Origin of the sequence: Dyadobacter sp. CY345, from assembly GCF_021502725.1 — a bacterium.
Taxonomy (GTDB): Bacteria; Bacteroidota; Bacteroidia; order Cytophagales; family Spirosomataceae; genus Dyadobacter.
The window spans coordinates 124,272-140,562 of sequence record NZ_JAKFFS010000003.1 but is presented as its reverse complement, the minus strand read 5'-3'; the positions used below and the strand labels follow the sequence as shown (position 1 = coordinate 140,562).

17 protein-coding genes are annotated in these 16,291 nt (G+C 41.1%); 5 read left to right on the top strand and 12 right to left on the bottom strand.

Annotated features, from left to right (window positions below; all coding sequences use genetic code 11):
• Positions 1–98: 98 nt before the first annotated feature.
• The 4 genes from L0657_RS14410 to L0657_RS14395 all read right to left on the bottom strand — a co-directional run bounded on the left by L0657_RS14410 (position 99) and on the right by L0657_RS14395 (position 4,200).
• Positions 99–287 carry an Arc family DNA-binding protein gene (locus L0657_RS14410; RefSeq protein ID WP_235151505.1) on the bottom strand — a complete coding sequence of 63 codons (189 nt, stop codon included), beginning with the start codon at positions 285–287 and terminating at the stop codon, positions 99–101.
• Between the two features lies 1 nt (position 288).
• Positions 289–1,152 carry an SPFH domain-containing protein gene (locus L0657_RS14405; protein WP_235151504.1) on the bottom strand — a complete coding sequence of 288 codons (864 nt, stop codon included), beginning with the start codon at positions 1,150–1,152 and terminating at the stop codon, positions 289–291.
• Between the two features lie 127 nt (positions 1,153–1,279).
• The gene (locus tag L0657_RS14400; RefSeq protein ID WP_235151503.1) at positions 1,280–2,707 is read right to left on the bottom strand and encodes an energy transducer TonB; all 1,428 of its coding nucleotides are present in this window, start codon (positions 2,705–2,707) and stop codon (positions 1,280–1,282) included.
• A gap of 53 nt (positions 2,708–2,760) precedes the next feature.
• Positions 2,761–4,200, bottom strand: a complete 1,440-nt coding sequence (locus L0657_RS14395; protein WP_235151502.1) for an energy transducer TonB — start codon at positions 4,198–4,200, stop codon at positions 2,761–2,763.
• 178 nt (positions 4,201–4,378) lie between these two features.
• On the opposite strand from L0657_RS14395, the gene L0657_RS14390 reads away from it, so the two are divergent.
• Together L0657_RS14390 and L0657_RS14385 are read left to right on the top strand one after the other, a co-directional pair.
• Entirely contained in the window at positions 4,379–5,251 is an 873-nt protein-coding gene (locus L0657_RS14390) for a UDP-2,3-diacylglucosamine diphosphatase (protein WP_235151501.1), read from the top strand.
• 4 nt (positions 5,252–5,255) lie between these two features.
• Positions 5,256–6,377, top strand: a complete 1,122-nt coding sequence (locus L0657_RS14385) for a glycosyltransferase family protein (protein ID WP_235151500.1) — start codon at positions 5,256–5,258, stop codon at positions 6,375–6,377.
• Here the strand turns inward: L0657_RS14385 and L0657_RS14380 are convergent.
• The 7 genes from L0657_RS14380 to L0657_RS14350 form a co-directional block, all read right to left on the bottom strand.
• Positions 6,364–6,807 (bottom strand): lipocalin-like domain-containing protein, encoded by a 444-nt coding sequence (locus L0657_RS14380; protein ID WP_235151499.1) that lies wholly within the window; start codon positions 6,805–6,807, stop codon positions 6,364–6,366. The genes L0657_RS14385 and L0657_RS14380 overlap by 14 nt on opposite strands.
• A gap of 10 nt (positions 6,808–6,817) precedes the next feature.
• Positions 6,818–7,396 carry a hypothetical protein gene (locus L0657_RS14375; RefSeq protein ID WP_235151498.1) on the bottom strand — a complete coding sequence of 193 codons (579 nt, stop codon included), beginning with the start codon at positions 7,394–7,396 and terminating at the stop codon, positions 6,818–6,820.
• A gap of 50 nt (positions 7,397–7,446) precedes the next feature.
• A complete protein-coding gene (locus L0657_RS14370; RefSeq protein ID WP_235151497.1) occupies positions 7,447–8,751 on the bottom strand; it encodes an LVIVD repeat-containing protein in 1,305 nt (434 codons plus the stop codon).
• Positions 8,752–8,801: 50 nt separating this feature from the next.
• Positions 8,802–10,145: an LVIVD repeat-containing protein gene (locus tag L0657_RS14365; RefSeq protein WP_235151496.1), complete on the bottom strand. Its 1,344-nt coding sequence runs from the start codon at positions 10,143–10,145 to the stop codon at positions 8,802–8,804.
• A 266-nt stretch (positions 10,146–10,411) separates the two neighbouring features.
• Positions 10,412–11,650: a serpin family protein gene (locus L0657_RS14360; protein WP_235151495.1), complete on the bottom strand. Its 1,239-nt coding sequence runs from the start codon at positions 11,648–11,650 to the stop codon at positions 10,412–10,414.
• Between the two features lie 111 nt (positions 11,651–11,761).
• On the bottom strand, positions 11,762–13,309 hold the full coding sequence (locus L0657_RS14355; RefSeq protein WP_235151494.1) for an outer membrane beta-barrel protein: 1,548 nt from the start codon (positions 13,307–13,309) through the stop codon (positions 11,762–11,764).
• Entirely contained in the window at positions 13,284–13,847 is a 564-nt protein-coding gene (locus L0657_RS14350; protein ID WP_235151493.1) for an RNA polymerase sigma factor, read from the bottom strand. The genes L0657_RS14355 and L0657_RS14350 overlap by 26 nt, the downstream gene beginning before the upstream one ends.
• A 349-nt stretch (positions 13,848–14,196) precedes the next feature.
• On the opposite strand from L0657_RS14350, the gene L0657_RS14345 reads away from it, so the two are divergent.
• The 3 genes from L0657_RS14345 (at position 14,197) to L0657_RS14335 (ending at position 15,570) form a co-directional block, all read left to right on the top strand.
• Positions 14,197–14,493 carry a muconolactone Delta-isomerase family protein gene (locus L0657_RS14345; RefSeq protein WP_090340560.1) on the top strand — a complete coding sequence of 99 codons (297 nt, stop codon included), beginning with the start codon at positions 14,197–14,199 and terminating at the stop codon, positions 14,491–14,493.
• A gap of 89 nt (positions 14,494–14,582) precedes the next feature.
• Entirely contained in the window at positions 14,583–15,056 is a 474-nt protein-coding gene (locus L0657_RS14340) for a ribonuclease domain-containing protein (protein WP_235151492.1), read from the top strand.
• A 73-nt stretch (positions 15,057–15,129) separates the two neighbouring features.
• Positions 15,130–15,570, top strand: a complete 441-nt coding sequence (locus tag L0657_RS14335; protein WP_235151491.1) for a barstar family protein — start codon at positions 15,130–15,132, stop codon at positions 15,568–15,570.
• Here L0657_RS14335 and pnuC read toward each other — a convergent pair.
• Positions 15,567–16,187, bottom strand: a complete 621-nt coding sequence (gene pnuC, locus L0657_RS14330) for a nicotinamide riboside transporter PnuC (RefSeq protein ID WP_235151490.1) — start codon at positions 16,185–16,187, stop codon at positions 15,567–15,569. The genes L0657_RS14335 and pnuC overlap by 4 nt on opposite strands.
• Positions 16,188–16,291 lie beyond the last annotated feature (104 nt).

The window sequence follows — 16,291 nt, the reverse complement described above, 5'->3', positions numbered from 1 at the left end:
TTAACACTTTGAAACGCAAATCCCATACACAGATCATAATAGCATAATAACAGGCAATTTTTGGTAAAGATGAGTTACCAAAAATCGCCTGTTTATTTTTAATCGTGTTTTTCCTTAGGATCTGGTTTTGTATCCTTTATTTTCGAGCGCCGCTGCTTTTTCAGCGATTCGCTAAGTAAAAATTCAATTTGTCCGTTCAAACTTCTGAAATCCTGCTGCGCCCAGGCTTCTAATTCTTTGAGCATTTCAGGATTGATCCGTAGAACGAACGCTTTTTTTTCTGCCATATCAAGGATACAAAGTTCCGGCGTTCAACACAGGTGTAACTGATTTTTCACCACATAAAACGACCAACAGGTTACAAACCATGGCGGCTTTTCGTTCTTCATCCAGGTTGACAATCCCTTTTTCAGATAGCATTGCCAGCGCCATATCCACCATGCCAACAGCACCATTCACAATCTGACGCCGCGCCGCCACCACCGCAGAGGCCTGCTGACGCTGCAGCATTGCTCCTGCAATCTCAGGCGCATAGGCAAGGTGACTGATTCGTGCTTCGAGCACGTCCACTCCAGCCCTACTCAGCCGCTCAGTCAGCTCAGCTTCAAGCATTTCATTAATTTTTCCGCTTCCATCACGTAATGTAAATTCCGGCACTTCCACTTCCTCAGCTTCCATCGTATCATAAGCATAAACACCTGCCAAATGCCGCACGGCTGCTTCTGACTGGATTTCCACATATTTGGTATAATCATCGACTTCGAAAGATGCTTTGGCCGTATCTCCTACACGCCACACAACCACCGCGGCAATTTCTATCGGGTTACCGAGCTTGTCGTTAACCTTTAATTTCTGGCCATTCAGGTTTCTCGCCCGCAGACTGATCTTTTTTCTACGAAATAACGGATTCACCCAGCGCAAACCGCTTTGTTTCATCGTTCCCATGTAATCGCCAAAAAATGTTGTCACCACTGCTTCATTCGGGTTAATAACGGTAAGTCCGATCAGAATAATAAATCCGATAATAGAAACCAAAATGCCAATATTAGGACGGCCTTCATAAATTGAAAAACCAAATCCCCCAAACAACATGATCAAACCAATCGCGAACAGCAAAAAGCCTGACATCGAACGTAATTCTTTTTCATTCATAGCTTTAATGTGATAGTAAAATGATATCACAATGTTATCAAAAGCATATATAATATTTTCATAAAAAGGGATAAAAAAATCCCAAAGCTTTTGACTGGCTTTGGGATTGGATAAACGGTAAAATACCTTAATTTGAATTGAAATTTATTGGTAGTGTATATCGGATTTTTACTTTTTGCCCTTTCAGAATTCCCGGCTCCCACAATCCGCTCGATTTTTTCACAACTCTTAAAGCTTCCTCGTCCAGGCTTTTCTCTACATTCTTTTCAATTTTATAATCTGTTAAAGTTCCATCTTCCAAAACAGTAAAGGAAATTACAACTCTTCCCGTGATTCTACGTCGCGAGGCCTCATAGGGATACTGAATGTTTGCCCCCAGGAACTGATACATTTTTGAAGGTCCTCCTTTAAATTGTGCCGGCTTATCATCTTCCGCTGTATATTCTGTTTTATCCGACCGAATTCCTTTTATTAATTTTCCAGCTTCATAAAATTCTTCAAAAATTAAAGTACTGTCTGCCAGTTTGCTCGTCCATCGGCCGGATTTATCTCCGTTAATCACTTTCCCCTCCTCAAAAGTGGCATTTCTATTGTATGAATTGCCATTGATTTTCCCCCAACCATTTCCATCTATTACGGTCTGCTTCCCATCACGTTCCCATACATCTTTGATACTCTTTCCTTTTTCATTCACAATTTCAGTTATGCTGTGAACCTGCCCATTATCAAACCAGTCTGTTACTTTAATAGTGCCGTTAACATCTGTATGATTTTCCCTTAACATCCCGCTCAGAAAATAAAACTTTCCTGTTGAGGGCGGCAGTCCGCTACCCGGATAAGTGCTGTGCGAGAGCAGTTTTCCATCCTGCTGCACAATCACTTCTTCATACGCACTTTCATAATCATCCATTTTGGCTGAAATACGAAAAGCCTTGACAGAATCCGGCGTAGCGGTGCCTGATACATGAGCCCAAATTTCCTTCTTTTCAAAAGGAATTGTTTTTACCGTTTTCCATTTATCAAGCCGAAATTCCTCATACAAAATATTATCCCGGACAAAACCGCGGTTATCCACAGGAATAATATTTCTAAACTTAAACTTTTTTGGATCGCTGGTCAGAACGTTGTTCTTGTCAAAATACTCAATGATTGCATTTTCAGTACTGTCAAATTCCGGAATCGCGCTGGTTCTGAATGATACCGGAAAAATGGTCGTTTGTCTTACCGCCTTATCTTTAATCAAAGCCGGTTTCCAGGCCTTGTATAATGATAAAAGGCGAATCGCCTCTGCATCACTTGATTTGTCAACAGATCTCGCAATTTCAAGTCCGGACATACTTCCGTCGGGTTCAACAACTCCTTTCACAAAAACCTTTGCGTTCATTCCCCTGGCCGCTGATTTGATAGGAATCTGAATATTGGCCGCAATAAACTGATTTAGAAACGCCGCACCTCCCGCGGGTTCAGCAGGCTTTTCTACTTCGTGAACCTGGAAAATCTGTTGGCTAAGCGCCGGAAAACTTAACAGAGCCAAGGCTAAAATTAATTTTTTCATCGTAAGCGGCTAGGTGTGTAAATCAGATTAAATTCAAAAATAAATTCCCCGGACTACTGCAATTGAAAATTAACCGGCAAATTATACTTGACCTTTACTTTTTGCCCGCGCATTTCTCCCGGTTCCCATTTCCCGCTCATTTTTTTAACAACTCTTAGCGCTTCTTCATCAATATCTTTCGTTACGCTTTTTTCTACATTATAATCACAAAGGCTTCCGTCTTCGCAAACCGTAAAAGAAAGCAGCACTTTACCGGAAACTCCCTTTCGGGCAGCATCCGACGGATATTTGATATTTTGTCCCAGAAATTGATAAAATGCGCTCGTTCCACCGTGAAATTTTGGCTGGATTATCTTGTTTTTATAACTGATTTTTTCTCCGTTTACGAAGCGCGTTCCTTCTTTCAGTTTTCCCTTCTCATATTCTTCAATATAATAAACGGTACTATCTTTAAATTTGCCAACCCACTTCCCGTCTTGTGATCCGGAATGTATGGCACCCGATTCTAATACTAATTTATCGTCTGCGTAACTGGTATAAGTCCACCAGCCGTTTCCGTCTTTGACCGTTTGTTTTCCATTGGCTTCCCATGCACCAATTACCTTATTTTCTTCATAACGCTCTTTGTTTATATGCATGTTGAGGACATTGCTTATCTGCCCGTTGCCATACCAGGTGACACGCGTACTGGTGCTGTCCTCAAAAGTTTCAACATTTTTCAACATTCCACTGAGGAAGTATTCTTTGGTAAGCTGCGGTTTACCCGATATGCCGTTTTGCCTGTAAGCGAGCAATTTCCCATCTTTTTGAAAAGTTACAAACGGTGCATAATTGCTCTCATGATTGTCCTCGGCTGATAATTGATATGCCTGAACCGAATCCACGCCGGGCTCCTCACTTACTTTATACCATAATTCTTTCCGCTTAAACGGAATAGCATTAATTTGTCTCCACTTTCCCCATTCCAGACCTTCATAAGAAATATCACTTTTCAGATAACCCTGCTCATCGACTGGCATAACACTCCTGTATTTGTAATCCTTAGTGATTTTTGTTGGCTGATATTTGGCGTCGTAGTAGTTGACATAACTCCCTAAAGTCGTATCAAAGTTTTCCCTCGCTTCACTGACAAAAGCCACTTGATATACAACAGCTTGTCTGACTTTTTGATCTTTTAAAACGGCCGGATGCCATGCCTTATACAACCCCAGCACGCGAATCGCTTCCTGATTGCATAAGGAATCAATTCCTCTTACTATACTCAGCCCCGTTATCGATCCGTCCGTTTCGACAACTCCTTTGACGAATACTTTTGCATTAATTCCTTTGATCGAAGATTTTAAGGGAATCTGAATATTGGATTGAAGAAACTGATTCAATATCGTGACTCCTCCTTTCGGAATTGCCTGGGTTTCTACCTCGTGCGGCTGGTAAATATTCTGGCTTATAGCCTGATAACCAATAAGTAACAGGATTAATAAAATTTTTTTCATGCGTCGGGTGAGTTTACTGTTCCCAAATATAAAGAATCTCTTATTTACCTTAATTATACTTAGTGTTTTATAATGAATAAATTAAAAATGCTTCGTCGTACTAGTTTTACAAGCAATCTTAACTTACTGATAACCTGTTAGTAATATCCAGGTAACACGAAATGAGAATATTTGTAACATGGGAGAAACAACTCATTTTCGAACGATTATTATTTCTGACTTACACCTCGGAGCGGGTGGCTCGAAGGCAGAAGAAGTTACCAATTTTCTAAAAAGCTATTCTTGTAAAAAGCTTATTTTAAATGGTGATATTATTGATGCCTGGCAGTTGAAAAAATATGGTGTCTGGAAACGGAAACATACCATGTTTTTCAAACGTGTCCTTAAAATGATTGAGGAAAATAAAACCAAGGTAATCTACATACGCGGGAATCATGACGATTTCCTGGATCAGATTATTCCGTTGCGTTTGGGAAAACATTTCCAGATCAGAAAAGATTATATCCTTAATTCCGGCAGCAAGCGGTTTTATGTCACGCATGGTGATGTTTTTGACTCAATTACGACGAATCTTAAATGGCTCGCTTACCTGGGCGATATCGGCTATACCTTTTTGCTTTGGATCAATAAATTTTACAACAAATACCGTGAATGGAGAGGATTACCATACTTTTCATTATCTCAGAAAATAAAACAGTCCGTTAAAATGGCGGTGAATTATATGTCGGATTTTGAAGAAAAACTGACAGAACTGGCGCGTTCACGTGATTGCGACGGTGTCATTTGCGGACATATCCATCATCCTGCAATACGGGAAATTGATGGGATCAGCTATATGAATTCAGGCGACTGGGTTGAAACTTTAAGCGCTCTGGTTGAAGATTTCGACGGAAACTGGAATCTGGTATACTATAATCAACAGGATTTCCAGGAAAAAGCAGGGGAACAGAAAACGCCTCAAAAAAAAGTTATTGAAAATTTCCCGACAGTGGATAAGCAAGTTGCTTTTACAGGCATGATCCTGGGTCAGGATAAAAGACAGATTATCTAGCTATATGAGAATATTGTTTTTGGTACAGGGAGAAGGTCGCGGGCATCTTACACAGGCAATTTCAATGGGGCAGATTTTACGAAATGCCGGTCATGAAATTTCTGGTGTGATGGTAGGCAGTGCCGTTGGACGAGAAATTCCTTCCTTTTTCACTGAACAAATCAAAGCTCAGGTTTATTATTTTAACGCGCCCAGCATTGTTTACAATGGCGGAGGTATGAACACCAAAAAGACGCTTTTAAGTCTGGTGACAAACCTGCCGACCTACGTCAAAAGCTTACACTATATACACAAAACAATCCGAGGAATTCAGCCGGATCTCATTATCAGTTTTTACGAAACATACAGCGGACTTTACAATATCGTTTTTGGTAATAAAATACCGATGGTTTGTGTCGCTCATCAATATTTGATCCTTCATCCGGATTTCACTTCTCCCAAAGACAGCCGGCTCAACCGTGCGCTCATCAACCTCAATTCCAAAGCTGCTTCCTGGAAAGCAAGTCAAAGGCTCGCTTTGTCGTTCCGGGAAATGGAATCCAGGCCTGATGAAAAACTGATTGTTGTCCCACCGCTTTTAAGACAGGAAATTCAGGATCTTCATCCTGTCACCGATGATTTCTTCCTGGTGTACATGACGCATCACAGCCTTAGCGAGCAGATTATTTCATGGCACCGCACTCATCCGGAGATACGTTTGCATTGTTTTTGGGACAAAGCCGACGCTCCGGATGAGTTAATTCACGACAGCACGCTGAGCTTCCACCGCATCAACAGCCAGAAATATTTAACAAAACTGGCAAGCTGCCGGGCACTGGTTACCACGGCTGGTTTTGAATCCGTTTGTGAGGCGATGTATCTCGGAAAACCTGTGATGATGGTGCCCGTTCCTAATCATTATGAGCAGGAATGTAACGCACTGGATGGTGTGATCTCCGGCGCAGGGGTTACTTCTAAAACCTTCAACTTGTCAGTATTGCTGGATTATCTTCCCCATCACATTGACCAGTCACAGAAATTCAGACATTGGTACCACCGCGGAAATGAGATGTTTGTAAAAAATGTCGAGGTTTTTGATAAGCATTCATCAAAAAAACCTTACACCGAAACATTTACTTTTTCCTGAAAATCATCTTTTCTGAATCTGTTTCCTGATAAATAGATAACCAATTGTCACGGATTTCGTAACGATATTCGCCATACCGGAGCCATGCTTTTCCGCTCCACTCCGGTTCCCCAACTTTTGATCCGCCGAAATTGGTAACCATCAATTTTGAACCTCCCAAAATTTCATAAGAACCTCCAACAGTATTTGAATAAGTCTTACCCGATATCATTCCTTCCTGACCGTCGTCCTGAAATGTATAAACTACATTTCTGCCATCGTTAGCGGGAATTTCTTTCAGCATATTAGTTTTAAGATCCCGATATCCTTCCAATTGCCAAGTTCCTTCCAAATCCTGATTTTCCGGATTGCAGCAACTTTCTTTTTTACAGCCAGACACTGAAAGCCATAAAAAAATGATCATCAATACTATTGAGGCTAACTTTCTCATGACGATTTCATTAAAAACTTATCCCAATCCTGGCTGCGATCCGGTTATAAACACGTTCTTCATCACGTTCGATCTGATTCCAGAGCAATGGCTTTTCAGCAGAAACTTCCTGTCTCTTATAGGTGAGTGAAAGCGTGAAAGATGATGTACTTACATTTCCAATTCGCAGCCCGATACCGGGGTTTACCATCCAGCCGCCCTTAGTTTTATATCCATCTGAATCCTGATGAAGCCAAGTAAAACCATAACCAGCATCAGCAATGACAAAGAAACGGGCATTGGGTCGGCCTGAAAGGTCATAGCGGATTCCGGCTGCCACAGGATTTATCAGCGCACTTTTATACCAGTCAGCGCCAAGTATTATTCCTGCACCAAGTTTTCTGCTCACTTGTATGCCGTTAAAAGTCTGAAGTGTCAGGCTGGTTCTGCTTTCGACCGTATTTTGCTGAGAGCCGCTTGAATACTTGACCCGGCCAAACAATCCACCGAATTCCGTGTGGTTAACAAACCTATTTTTAACCACTACGTCCTGAGCGTTGACAGAGCCTAAAACCATTATTGATATGAATAGAGAAAATAGAATTTTCATCGTGCTTATGTGTTTTGGAGATGAGTAAATAGCTTAATAGGTCACAACACTTATGGAATGGCCTTATTCACCGGGATTTTACTCAGTTCACGGATATTTCTCGGATCTGTTACATCGAACTGATAAAACCCATCCTTGCCGATCAGCATCAATGTCTTGCCAAGGGAAATAACATCATAAGCATCAATATCTTGAAAATGAGAGATCATGTGTTTATCAATTTCCATCTTATCAGTCACGTCAAAAACTTTCAAACCTTTGTCACCTTCACATAAATACAAAGTCGGGAAATCGATACTCAAACCATGCGGGTTTTCCATTTGGTAGGTTTTGATCAATTTGGGGTTGCTGGGGTTACTGACATCCACCAAATCCAATTGATTTTGGATTCCCTGGCAAGCCGTTCCCGTTCGCAGCGTTACATACGCGATGTCGTTGTGTACAACCACCGGATCGCAAGCCCGGCCATGCTGGAATACTGAAATCTGCGTTGGAGCAGCAGGGTCGGAATTATCGAAAATGATCATACCAGTTGTTGTTCCAAGAAAGAGTTTGTTCTGATAGGGGAAAATGGTTTCGATACTGAAATTTGTGTTAACCGTCGTGAAGTCGGTAGGCTGCGCCGGATTTGAAATATTAAATAAGTGCAGCCTGTTTTGCTGAACGGTATATAAGAATTTGTCATACAAGGCAAAACGCGCCATAGATCCCGCCTGCCCATTAGGCTGAGCAGAAGAAGCAGATCCGGCAGAATTGAATGAAGCAGATGACAAGAACCCAGAGTCAAGCCACGATGATAGCATAGGCGAAACATTTTCCTCACAGCTTGTCGTAACAGTTTCCGTTACAAAATCAACTGTAAAATCCTGAATCGAGATCATTCCGGTAGAACTATTCTGTCCCATTAAAGACCAGCCTACACCATCAAATTGTCCAAACTGAAACACATTTTGCACCCGTCCCACTTCCTTTGCATTGGCAGGATCTGTAATGTCCAGTGAAACAAGATCAGAATAGCTGTCTGCATACAGAATATTATTACGAACAGCGATATCCCCATTGCCAGGAATATTGATAAAGGAAATAAATTTTGGATTGGATGGGTCACTGTTATCAATTACGTGAATACCTTCTTTTATTTCATTGATAAACAGATAATTACCCTTGGTATAAATTTTACCCGGCCGGATCAATTCCCGTTTTGATTCTGCTTTCACACTGCTTCGGATCTCCGCAAGTGATCGGGTAAAGGGAGTAAGCCTGCGCGTTACGCGTGTCTCTTTACATTGGTCATTACAGGAAAATAATCCAAAAGAAAAGACGACGATAATCAGTGGAAGTAATTTTGTTTTCATGATCGATGCGTTTTTCGTTAGGTGATCTGAGTTTATATTTTTTCTCAGTTTTATCCTAAGACACCGCGTATCTTAAAAAGGTTGTAACCTTTTTCAACAAATTTGTCTGAAAATGAATGGAATAGCTCATAAAGCTCAGATTTCGTTACCAGGATTCGGCTTAGTTCTTTCAAATTTTTAGGATCGCTGGCATCAAATTGATAAAGGCCGTTCTTGCCAACGACCATTACCGTCGTTCCCATTGATATTACATCGTATGCCCCCATATCCTTCTTGAAAGATAACAAATGCTTATCAATCGCCATTTTGTCTTTTACATCAAATACCTTGAAACCTTTGTCACCCTCGCATAAGTACAAAGTCGACTGATCAATGCTTAGTCCATGCGGGTTTTCCATGGGGTATGTTTTTACCAGTTCCGGCTTTGAAGCATCAGCGATATTTATAACATCAAGCTGATCGAGGTTATTTCGACAAAAATTTCCGGAACGCAAGGTCACATAAGCCGTATCATCCTGAACAACAACCGGATCGCAAGCTGTTCCATGTACATAAACCGACACTTGCTTTGGAGCGGAGGGATCCGAATTATCTAAAATAACCATTCCGGTTGTGGTTCCCAGAAACAATTTGTCTTTATAAGGAAATATTGTCTCAATGTTCATTCCAATGATAACAGTGGAGAAATCAACAGGCTGGGCAGGATTGCTGATATCAAATAAATTAAGATGCCAATTTCCAACGATGTACAGATATTTGTCATATAAAGCAAAACGCGACATTGATCCTGCTTTGCCGGATGTGTTACCTGTATTTAGCTCCATTGTAATATCTGGATCTACAGGCTCTCTGACATCTTCACAGCTAGTTTCAACGGTTTCTGTAACAAAATCTGTTGTATATTCCTGAAGAAACAACGCATCCTGCCCATCCGGCATCTTTTGTACCGACCACGGTTCGCCATTAAACTGTCCGTAACTGAATACATTTTTTCTTCTCCCCACCTCATAAGCATTCCCCGGATCACGCACATCTATCGAAACCAGGTCCGAATAGCTATCCGCATAGAGAATGTTCCCACGAATCGCGATATCGCCATTTCCGGGAATATTAATAAATGATAACTGCTTCGGGTTTGAAGGATCGCTATTGTCAATAACATGGATTCCTTCTTTTATTTCATTGATATAAAGGCAATTATCCTTAACGTAGATCTTTCCCGGATTGGATAATTGCCTCGCTGGCAATGCTCTGACACTAATTCTCAAATTGGCAATCGGGTGTAATATGGCAACTTTTTTTTTAACAATTCTTGTCTCTGTACATTTATCCGTACAAGACGAAAAGGCACAGAAACTCAATAAAATCATAGAAGAAAGTAACAGATTTTTCATAACGTTGAGGATTTAATTTTTGAAATTATATCAAACTATTTCTTCATTAAATGATATACAATTTAATGAAATAATATGTCTCCGTTCAAAACAAAATCGTCCGTAAGCAATGCCAACGGACGATAACGCACCCCGAAAACGTCGATTGACACCAACGTTTGTTTTCTTAAATATCACTTCGGCCGTCGGCGATCGACTTTCACATAACCAAGTCGCAATTTCTTACCATTTGAAAGCTGACAGCCGAGTGCCGAAAGCCAAATTGCCTATTTACTTTCCGGATTCATTATCCTTCCCATAAAAAGAATTGTATTTGATGTTTTTTCACTGATTATTATTCCAAATGGGCGGTCACAGATGATTTGAAGAGGTTCAGCTGGTCCAACGTTGGTAGCAATCATACCAATCGTCGTTACTGCCGCAGCTTCAGTTCCACTTTCATCAATGCCCAGGTAAGTATCTTGCTTTACAAAGCTTACCAGCGTTTTATTTGATTTACTAATTTTTCCAAATTCCGCCAGATTTGTAAGCGCTTTGTTAATTCCCATTCCAGCCAATGTTTTATTCAGCTGAATCGAATAATCCAGTGAAAATCGCGGCAAGCCGATATTAACTTTTCTGGTTCCTGAAGCTGACCGGATCTTTGTCCATTCCGCCGTTGTAAAAGAATTTAAAACATCATTTATTGAAGTTCCTGCCTGAGGCAATAAAATGGTCATTTCAAACTGGCCATTACCATTCGGAAGTTTGGCAGCTGAATACTTATCCGAAGCCAGGGCGACAAAGTCTCCATTGTTATACATCATCTTTACGTTCTTATCTGTTCCGCTTTGAAGATGAAATGCCTTGTCCTGAGTATTTTTTAAATCAAATTTTGCTGCCCAGTCCCCTTTAAAATAAAGTGCATTTAATAAATACATCACATCATTAGGATCGATCTGGTCTAAGACTTTCTTGATCTTTCCATTAGTCTTATCACTGGCCCACTGGTTGATCTTATCTAATGCAGCCTTATTAAATTCCAGCCCGGTAATTTCTGCGTTAAAGGATTGATTCAAAACATTTTTGAAATCAGTTTCTACCTGAACTGTATTCCGGTACCAAACCGAATTTGCCAGGCCCAGCGTGACTTTTGAATCCGCTGCCGGCATATCATTTAATAATGTCTTGTAAGCGTTATTTAAATCTGCCTGCGAAACGCCTTCCATTTTCAGCGTTTTCAAAATTTCAGAAGCTGTTTCATTTTCCGCTCCGTTCAGCAGCATTCCCAAAGCGATATGAAGACTTAGTGGCGAGACAAATAAATTTTTGTCAGAATTCTCAACCTGCTGTAAGTTTTTGAAAAAATCGAAGGCAAAATCGTTGGTTCCAGTTGAAATTCTCTCAGGAATAACCACCGCACGAACCGGATCTGGTCGGGAGTCAACGTTGTCATCATTGCATCCGAACGCCATCAGGCCCACGGATACAATGAACAACTTGCTGATTTTAAGAATTTTATTCATGGCTAATAAATAAAATGTGCGTATAACATGCACCTGATAGACTGCTAGTATGTGCTTCTGTTACTATGAGTCTTTCACGGTTGAAATGGTTGGAACCAAGATCATGTTTTTTTAAAAAGAATATCTAACACCCCAGGAAACTCCATAGAGGTAGGGGCGAGATTCCAATGTTTCGTTGCTCTTAAATCCTGACGTAATCGACTTTTGGTATGATCCCGTTAACGTTGCTTTCCATTGAGATGATAACCTGTAATTAAAACGAAGCCCCGTTGTCGCGGCCCAGTTCAGGCTGCGGTACACATCGTCGCTCGCAGTGGTAGTAATCACGGTACCAGAAGCTGATTCAATTTCATTATTCATGAAGAAATTAGCCATCATCCCGCCAAGTACAGAATAACTGAATTTCTTGTCCGGGTTCAAAGTATATCCTGCCTGCACCGGCACCTGAAGATACCTATAATCATTACGGACATCCTTTGTCACATCAATGTAAAGCGAATTCGCAGGAGGACTTGAAGTGGGCGTGTTACCGCCAGTATTCTGTCCCGATTTATCCATCAATGCGCTTTGCAAAACATTTTGTGAACGGCTTGTGGCCGCATCCAGCAAATAACCGCCGCCCTCATAAGTCGAATTTCCCTGCAGATAACTGACGCCGGTTTCCACAGACCAATGTTTGGAAAGTCGCTTACCACCCTGGGTTTGAACAGCATAAGAAGTTCCTGCATGGCTATTTCCACTCAGCGATTGTCTCGACGCATTGGCACTGGCAAAAGCAGCAGGGGCCGAAGTAACCTTAACATCCGGATTGAAAGTAGCAGGCATCAAACCAACAGCAGCATAATACTCACGGTTTTTGGGTGCCTTTTCAACTGGTTTTTCCGTAGTTGCATCAGCTTTGAAAAATACATACCTTTTCTGAACATAAACATCCAGATCTTTATATCCGATCGGAGTAAGTGCCTCAGCTACAATGCGACTTGCAGCATCAAGATTTGCAGGATTTAAAGGCGCAGCTGCAACATTATTGCTTTGCGCAGCGGCAAACTTATCCGCATTGAATACATCATTATTGCCTGTTATAGCATCGGCTGAAACAGTATTATTTTCCTGCTTACGAGCTGCCACTTTATTGTCAACAGAGGAAACCGCAGCCTGATCTTCGTCCGCTTGTTTTTGCGTATCTGCCGAAGCCAGAGACTCATTCCGCTTCTTTAATGCATTATTGTCAGCATTATTTTTCCTCCGTCGATCAGATTCTACTTGCGCAATACCAGTTTCCGGCTGGATCGAAGGAACTTCAATCGCCTCTTTCTGTTTCGCGGATTCACCTTCTACTGAATTTTTTGAGCTCGTGTTGGTATCTGCATTTGGGCTGACTAATTCTGATTTACCGGCTGCCAGCTGCTCATCTTTTTTCTCCTCTGAATTGAACGAGCCATTCCACAAACCTATACCAACCATTAATAATGCGGCTACGGATGCGGCTGCATACCAAAGCCGTGGTGTCTGCCACCACAGCGGCACCACTTTTCTCTCCTCTTTGTCAAGGCGAGCCTCTATGCCTTCCCAGGCAGAGAGAGGAGGTGTTTCAGAAGCTTCCTGAAACGCCTTCTTCCATTGCTCTTCAAAGCTATTTTTTTCGGACGGATCCATCATCAAATCTTGTTTCTTTGTTCAATTTTTCCTGAAGAAGCGTACGAGCCCGCGAGTATTGCGATTTCGAGGTTCCTTCGGATATACCTAATTTCTGGGCTATTTCATTATGCTGGTAACCTTCAATGGCGTATAGATTAAAAATAGTCTGGCAACCAATGGGCAGTTCTTTAATAAACTCCATCAGCTGCTGCCACTGAAAATCCGCCAGGACTAATTCCTTTCCCGCCAACACGTTTTCATGTCCATCAATGTCGTCCAGCTGCTTCAGATGTTTCTGCTGTCTCAAATGATTTAATGCCGTATTCACTACAATCGACCGAAGCCAATACTCAACCGGGCTGTCGTTTCGGAACGTAACTATATTTTCATAAATTTTTATAAACGCATCTTGTAAAACATCTTCCGCATCTGTGCGGTTTTTGGTGTAACGCAGGCATATAGCAAACAGCTTCCCCCCGAAAACATCATATAGCTGTTTCTGGGCGACGCGGTTGCGCTGTTGACAGCCAATCACCAATTCCTGTTCGTTAAAAGTCATCCGAAGCTCAAGGGGTGCTACTTCCGGTTTATTTATTTTGTTTTTTCTCCTACTGTAAACAATAAGAAGCTGCTTTTATTCTTAAATATCCGCCATCTGTTATTAATCGGTCAACCCAAACGCTTGCTCAATAATTAATTGACACTATTATTTGTCAAAGGGTTGGAACGGATATTTAATTATTAAAAACTTTTTTTAACTTACCTAAGTTCAAGGGTTTCAATTCATACCTTATAAAAATCTTAAATCCGTGGCCAGGAATATGCCACAGGAACTATTACCTTACGCATATCCTTTTATAAGAGTAGAATATAAATTGGACTTTTTACGTAACTAACCTCTTTCGCTCATGAGTCAATATATGGTTGAAATCCAACTTCCGGCTGTTATGACGGAGGAATACACAGAAAAAATACCGGCGCAGAGAAAGAAAATCAATGAAATGATGGAGCAGGGGCGGCTTATGTCGTATGCTTTATCAGAAGATCGAATGAAACTCTGGTGCGTGGTAAGAGCGGAAAGTGAGTTTGAAGTAATGTCGCTTGTGTCAGAATTTCCGCTGATCGATTACATGGACCCGACTATCTGCAAACTTATGTTTAATAATGTTGTGGCCCTAAGATTGCCGATGTTCTCACTGAATTAATAAAAAAATAACTTTCCGTGAACCTCATTGTTCAGACAATGAGGTTCTTTTATGTTCAATTTCCTGATTTTACTGTTACTTATTTTAACATGCCTACAAAGAATTTCTCTCTGACTTTTGTGAATTTTCTAAAAAGAACACTGTTTGCCGTGGCAACTTTGTTTGCTGTGGCCTGTTCTGGAAACACCAACCAGGATATTTCCCAAACGCAGCAAAAGACTGAAAAAACGCAAGGGACTTTAAAAAGGTCCGGGAAAGCGGCCAGGGAAGATCTTCAGAAAAGTCAGCGAAATGATATTCCACAAAAGGTCTACAAAGTACTGGCTTATGTGAGAGAAACCGGCCGGGCACCGGAAGGCTATCAGGGAGGCCGGAAATTTGGGAATTATGAAAAACATTTGCCTTTGAAAGATGAATCCGGGAAACCGATGAAGTATAGGGAATGGGATGTCAACCCCAAAAAGAACGGGAAAAACCGCGGTGCGGAACGTCTGGTGACAAGTGAAAATGAGCATGCCTGGTATACGCGGGACCATTATAATTCATTTATCGAAATCGAATAAAAACTTTTCATTGCAGGTACTTATCTTTGCCTGACTATTTAATTTTACAGCTGATTGATCAGTGTTATATTTTATGAAAAACACACATTTTCTTCTTGCAAAAAAAGGATTTGACCTTCGTAAGTCGTTTTTGGGCGCGTTTATCGGCACGGTTGACGGCCAGAAAGCAACTTCAATAAAGGATTTTCACGAACAGATTGGTCAGGCACTGAATTTCCCAGATTATTCCGGTAAAAATCTGGATGCGCTGGATGAAATGCTGAACGATCTTGAATGGATCGCAGAGGAAAAGGTTGTTATTTATATCACAAATTCTGCTGACTGGCTTTCGAAAGAAAAAACGGACGACAAAATTCTCGCACTTATTGACATTTTCGACGCAACAGCGGAAGACTGGAAATGGATGGACGAGGAGGAAGATGTTGCTAAAAAAGAGCTGCGAATTGTTTTTGAAGATTCACCAAGAATCCGGACCATTCTGGAAGAACAGGAAATTCCTTTTGGTGATTGTTAAGCATTTGAGCCTGACAATTTCTTCAAATCTCTTTTCCATTGCACATAACCCATGGCTGCTAATGCCAGAAAAACGGCATATAAAATAGCGGTGAGGTGCAGATCTTTATAAAAATACATGACGGTATAACAGGCGTCAGCGACAATCCAGACAATCCAGTTTTGAATATATTTCCGGACCATCATCCATTGTCCGATCAGACTTGCAATGGTTAACGCAGAATCTGCGTAGGTCAGGCTGGCATTTGTGAAGCGGCCCAGAAGAAAACCCCAGGATAATGTTCCGACAATAAAAATAACTGCGAAAATTACATAAAGTCGGGTTGGTGTGTTACTCACCGAAATCCCATCGTGGCTTTTCCCACCATATAACCACATCCACCAGCCATAAATACTGGTGAAAAAATAATAACCCTGCAAGCCCATATCTGCATATAACTTAACCTGCCAGAACACGATCACATAAAGTACGGCATTGATGATACCGAAAAACCAACCCAATACATTTTGACGGGTATTGAGATAAACACAAATTGCGCCTGTCAGAAAACCGAGTATTTCAAGAATCGTTGTGGTTATACCTGCGAAAGTTATGGATTGATTGAGCCAGTCGATCATTTTATCAAATTAACACATTCATTACACATGCTATTTATTTACCAGTTATTTTTGTAAAGTAATCAATGGTATCAACAAAAGTAGAAAAACTGTTGTTATCATTT

Excerpts from the sequence above, each read along its gene's own strand:
- L0657_RS14410 (WP_235151505.1), bottom strand. The coding sequence starts at position 287 with ATGGCAGAAAAAAAAGCGTTCGTTCTACGGATCAATCCTGAAATGCTC.
- L0657_RS14405 (WP_235151504.1), bottom strand. The coding sequence starts at position 1,152 with ATGAATGAAAAAGAATTACGTTCGATGTCAGGCTTTTTGCTGTTCGCG.
- L0657_RS14400 (WP_235151503.1), bottom strand. The coding sequence starts at position 2,707 with ATGAAAAAATTAATTTTAGCCTTGGCTCTGTTAAGTTTTCCGGCGCTT.
- L0657_RS14395 (WP_235151502.1), bottom strand. The coding sequence starts at position 4,200 with ATGAAAAAAATTTTATTAATCCTGTTACTTATTGGTTATCAGGCTATA.
- L0657_RS14390 (WP_235151501.1), top strand. The coding sequence starts at position 4,379 with ATGGGAGAAACAACTCATTTTCGAACGATTATTATTTCTGACTTACAC.
- L0657_RS14385 (WP_235151500.1), top strand. The coding sequence starts at position 5,256 with ATGAGAATATTGTTTTTGGTACAGGGAGAAGGTCGCGGGCATCTTACA.
- L0657_RS14380 (WP_235151499.1), bottom strand. The coding sequence starts at position 6,807 with ATGAGAAAGTTAGCCTCAATAGTATTGATGATCATTTTTTTATGGCTT.
- L0657_RS14375 (WP_235151498.1), bottom strand. The coding sequence starts at position 7,396 with ATGAAAATTCTATTTTCTCTATTCATATCAATAATGGTTTTAGGCTCT.
- L0657_RS14370 (WP_235151497.1), bottom strand. The coding sequence starts at position 8,751 with ATGAAAACAAAATTACTTCCACTGATTATCGTCGTCTTTTCTTTTGGA.
- L0657_RS14365 (WP_235151496.1), bottom strand. The coding sequence starts at position 10,145 with ATGAAAAATCTGTTACTTTCTTCTATGATTTTATTGAGTTTCTGTGCC.
- L0657_RS14360 (WP_235151495.1), bottom strand. The coding sequence starts at position 11,650 with ATGAATAAAATTCTTAAAATCAGCAAGTTGTTCATTGTATCCGTGGGC.
- L0657_RS14355 (WP_235151494.1), bottom strand. The coding sequence starts at position 13,309 with ATGATGGATCCGTCCGAAAAAAATAGCTTTGAAGAGCAATGGAAGAAG.
- L0657_RS14350 (WP_235151493.1), bottom strand. The coding sequence starts at position 13,847 with ATGACTTTTAACGAACAGGAATTGGTGATTGGCTGTCAACAGCGCAAC.
- L0657_RS14345 (WP_090340560.1), top strand. The coding sequence starts at position 14,197 with ATGAGTCAATATATGGTTGAAATCCAACTTCCGGCTGTTATGACGGAG.
- L0657_RS14340 (WP_235151492.1), top strand. The coding sequence starts at position 14,583 with ATGCCTACAAAGAATTTCTCTCTGACTTTTGTGAATTTTCTAAAAAGA.
- L0657_RS14335 (WP_235151491.1), top strand. The coding sequence starts at position 15,130 with ATGAAAAACACACATTTTCTTCTTGCAAAAAAAGGATTTGACCTTCGT.
- pnuC (WP_235151490.1), bottom strand. The coding sequence starts at position 16,187 with ATGATCGACTGGCTCAATCAATCCATAACTTTCGCAGGTATAACCACA.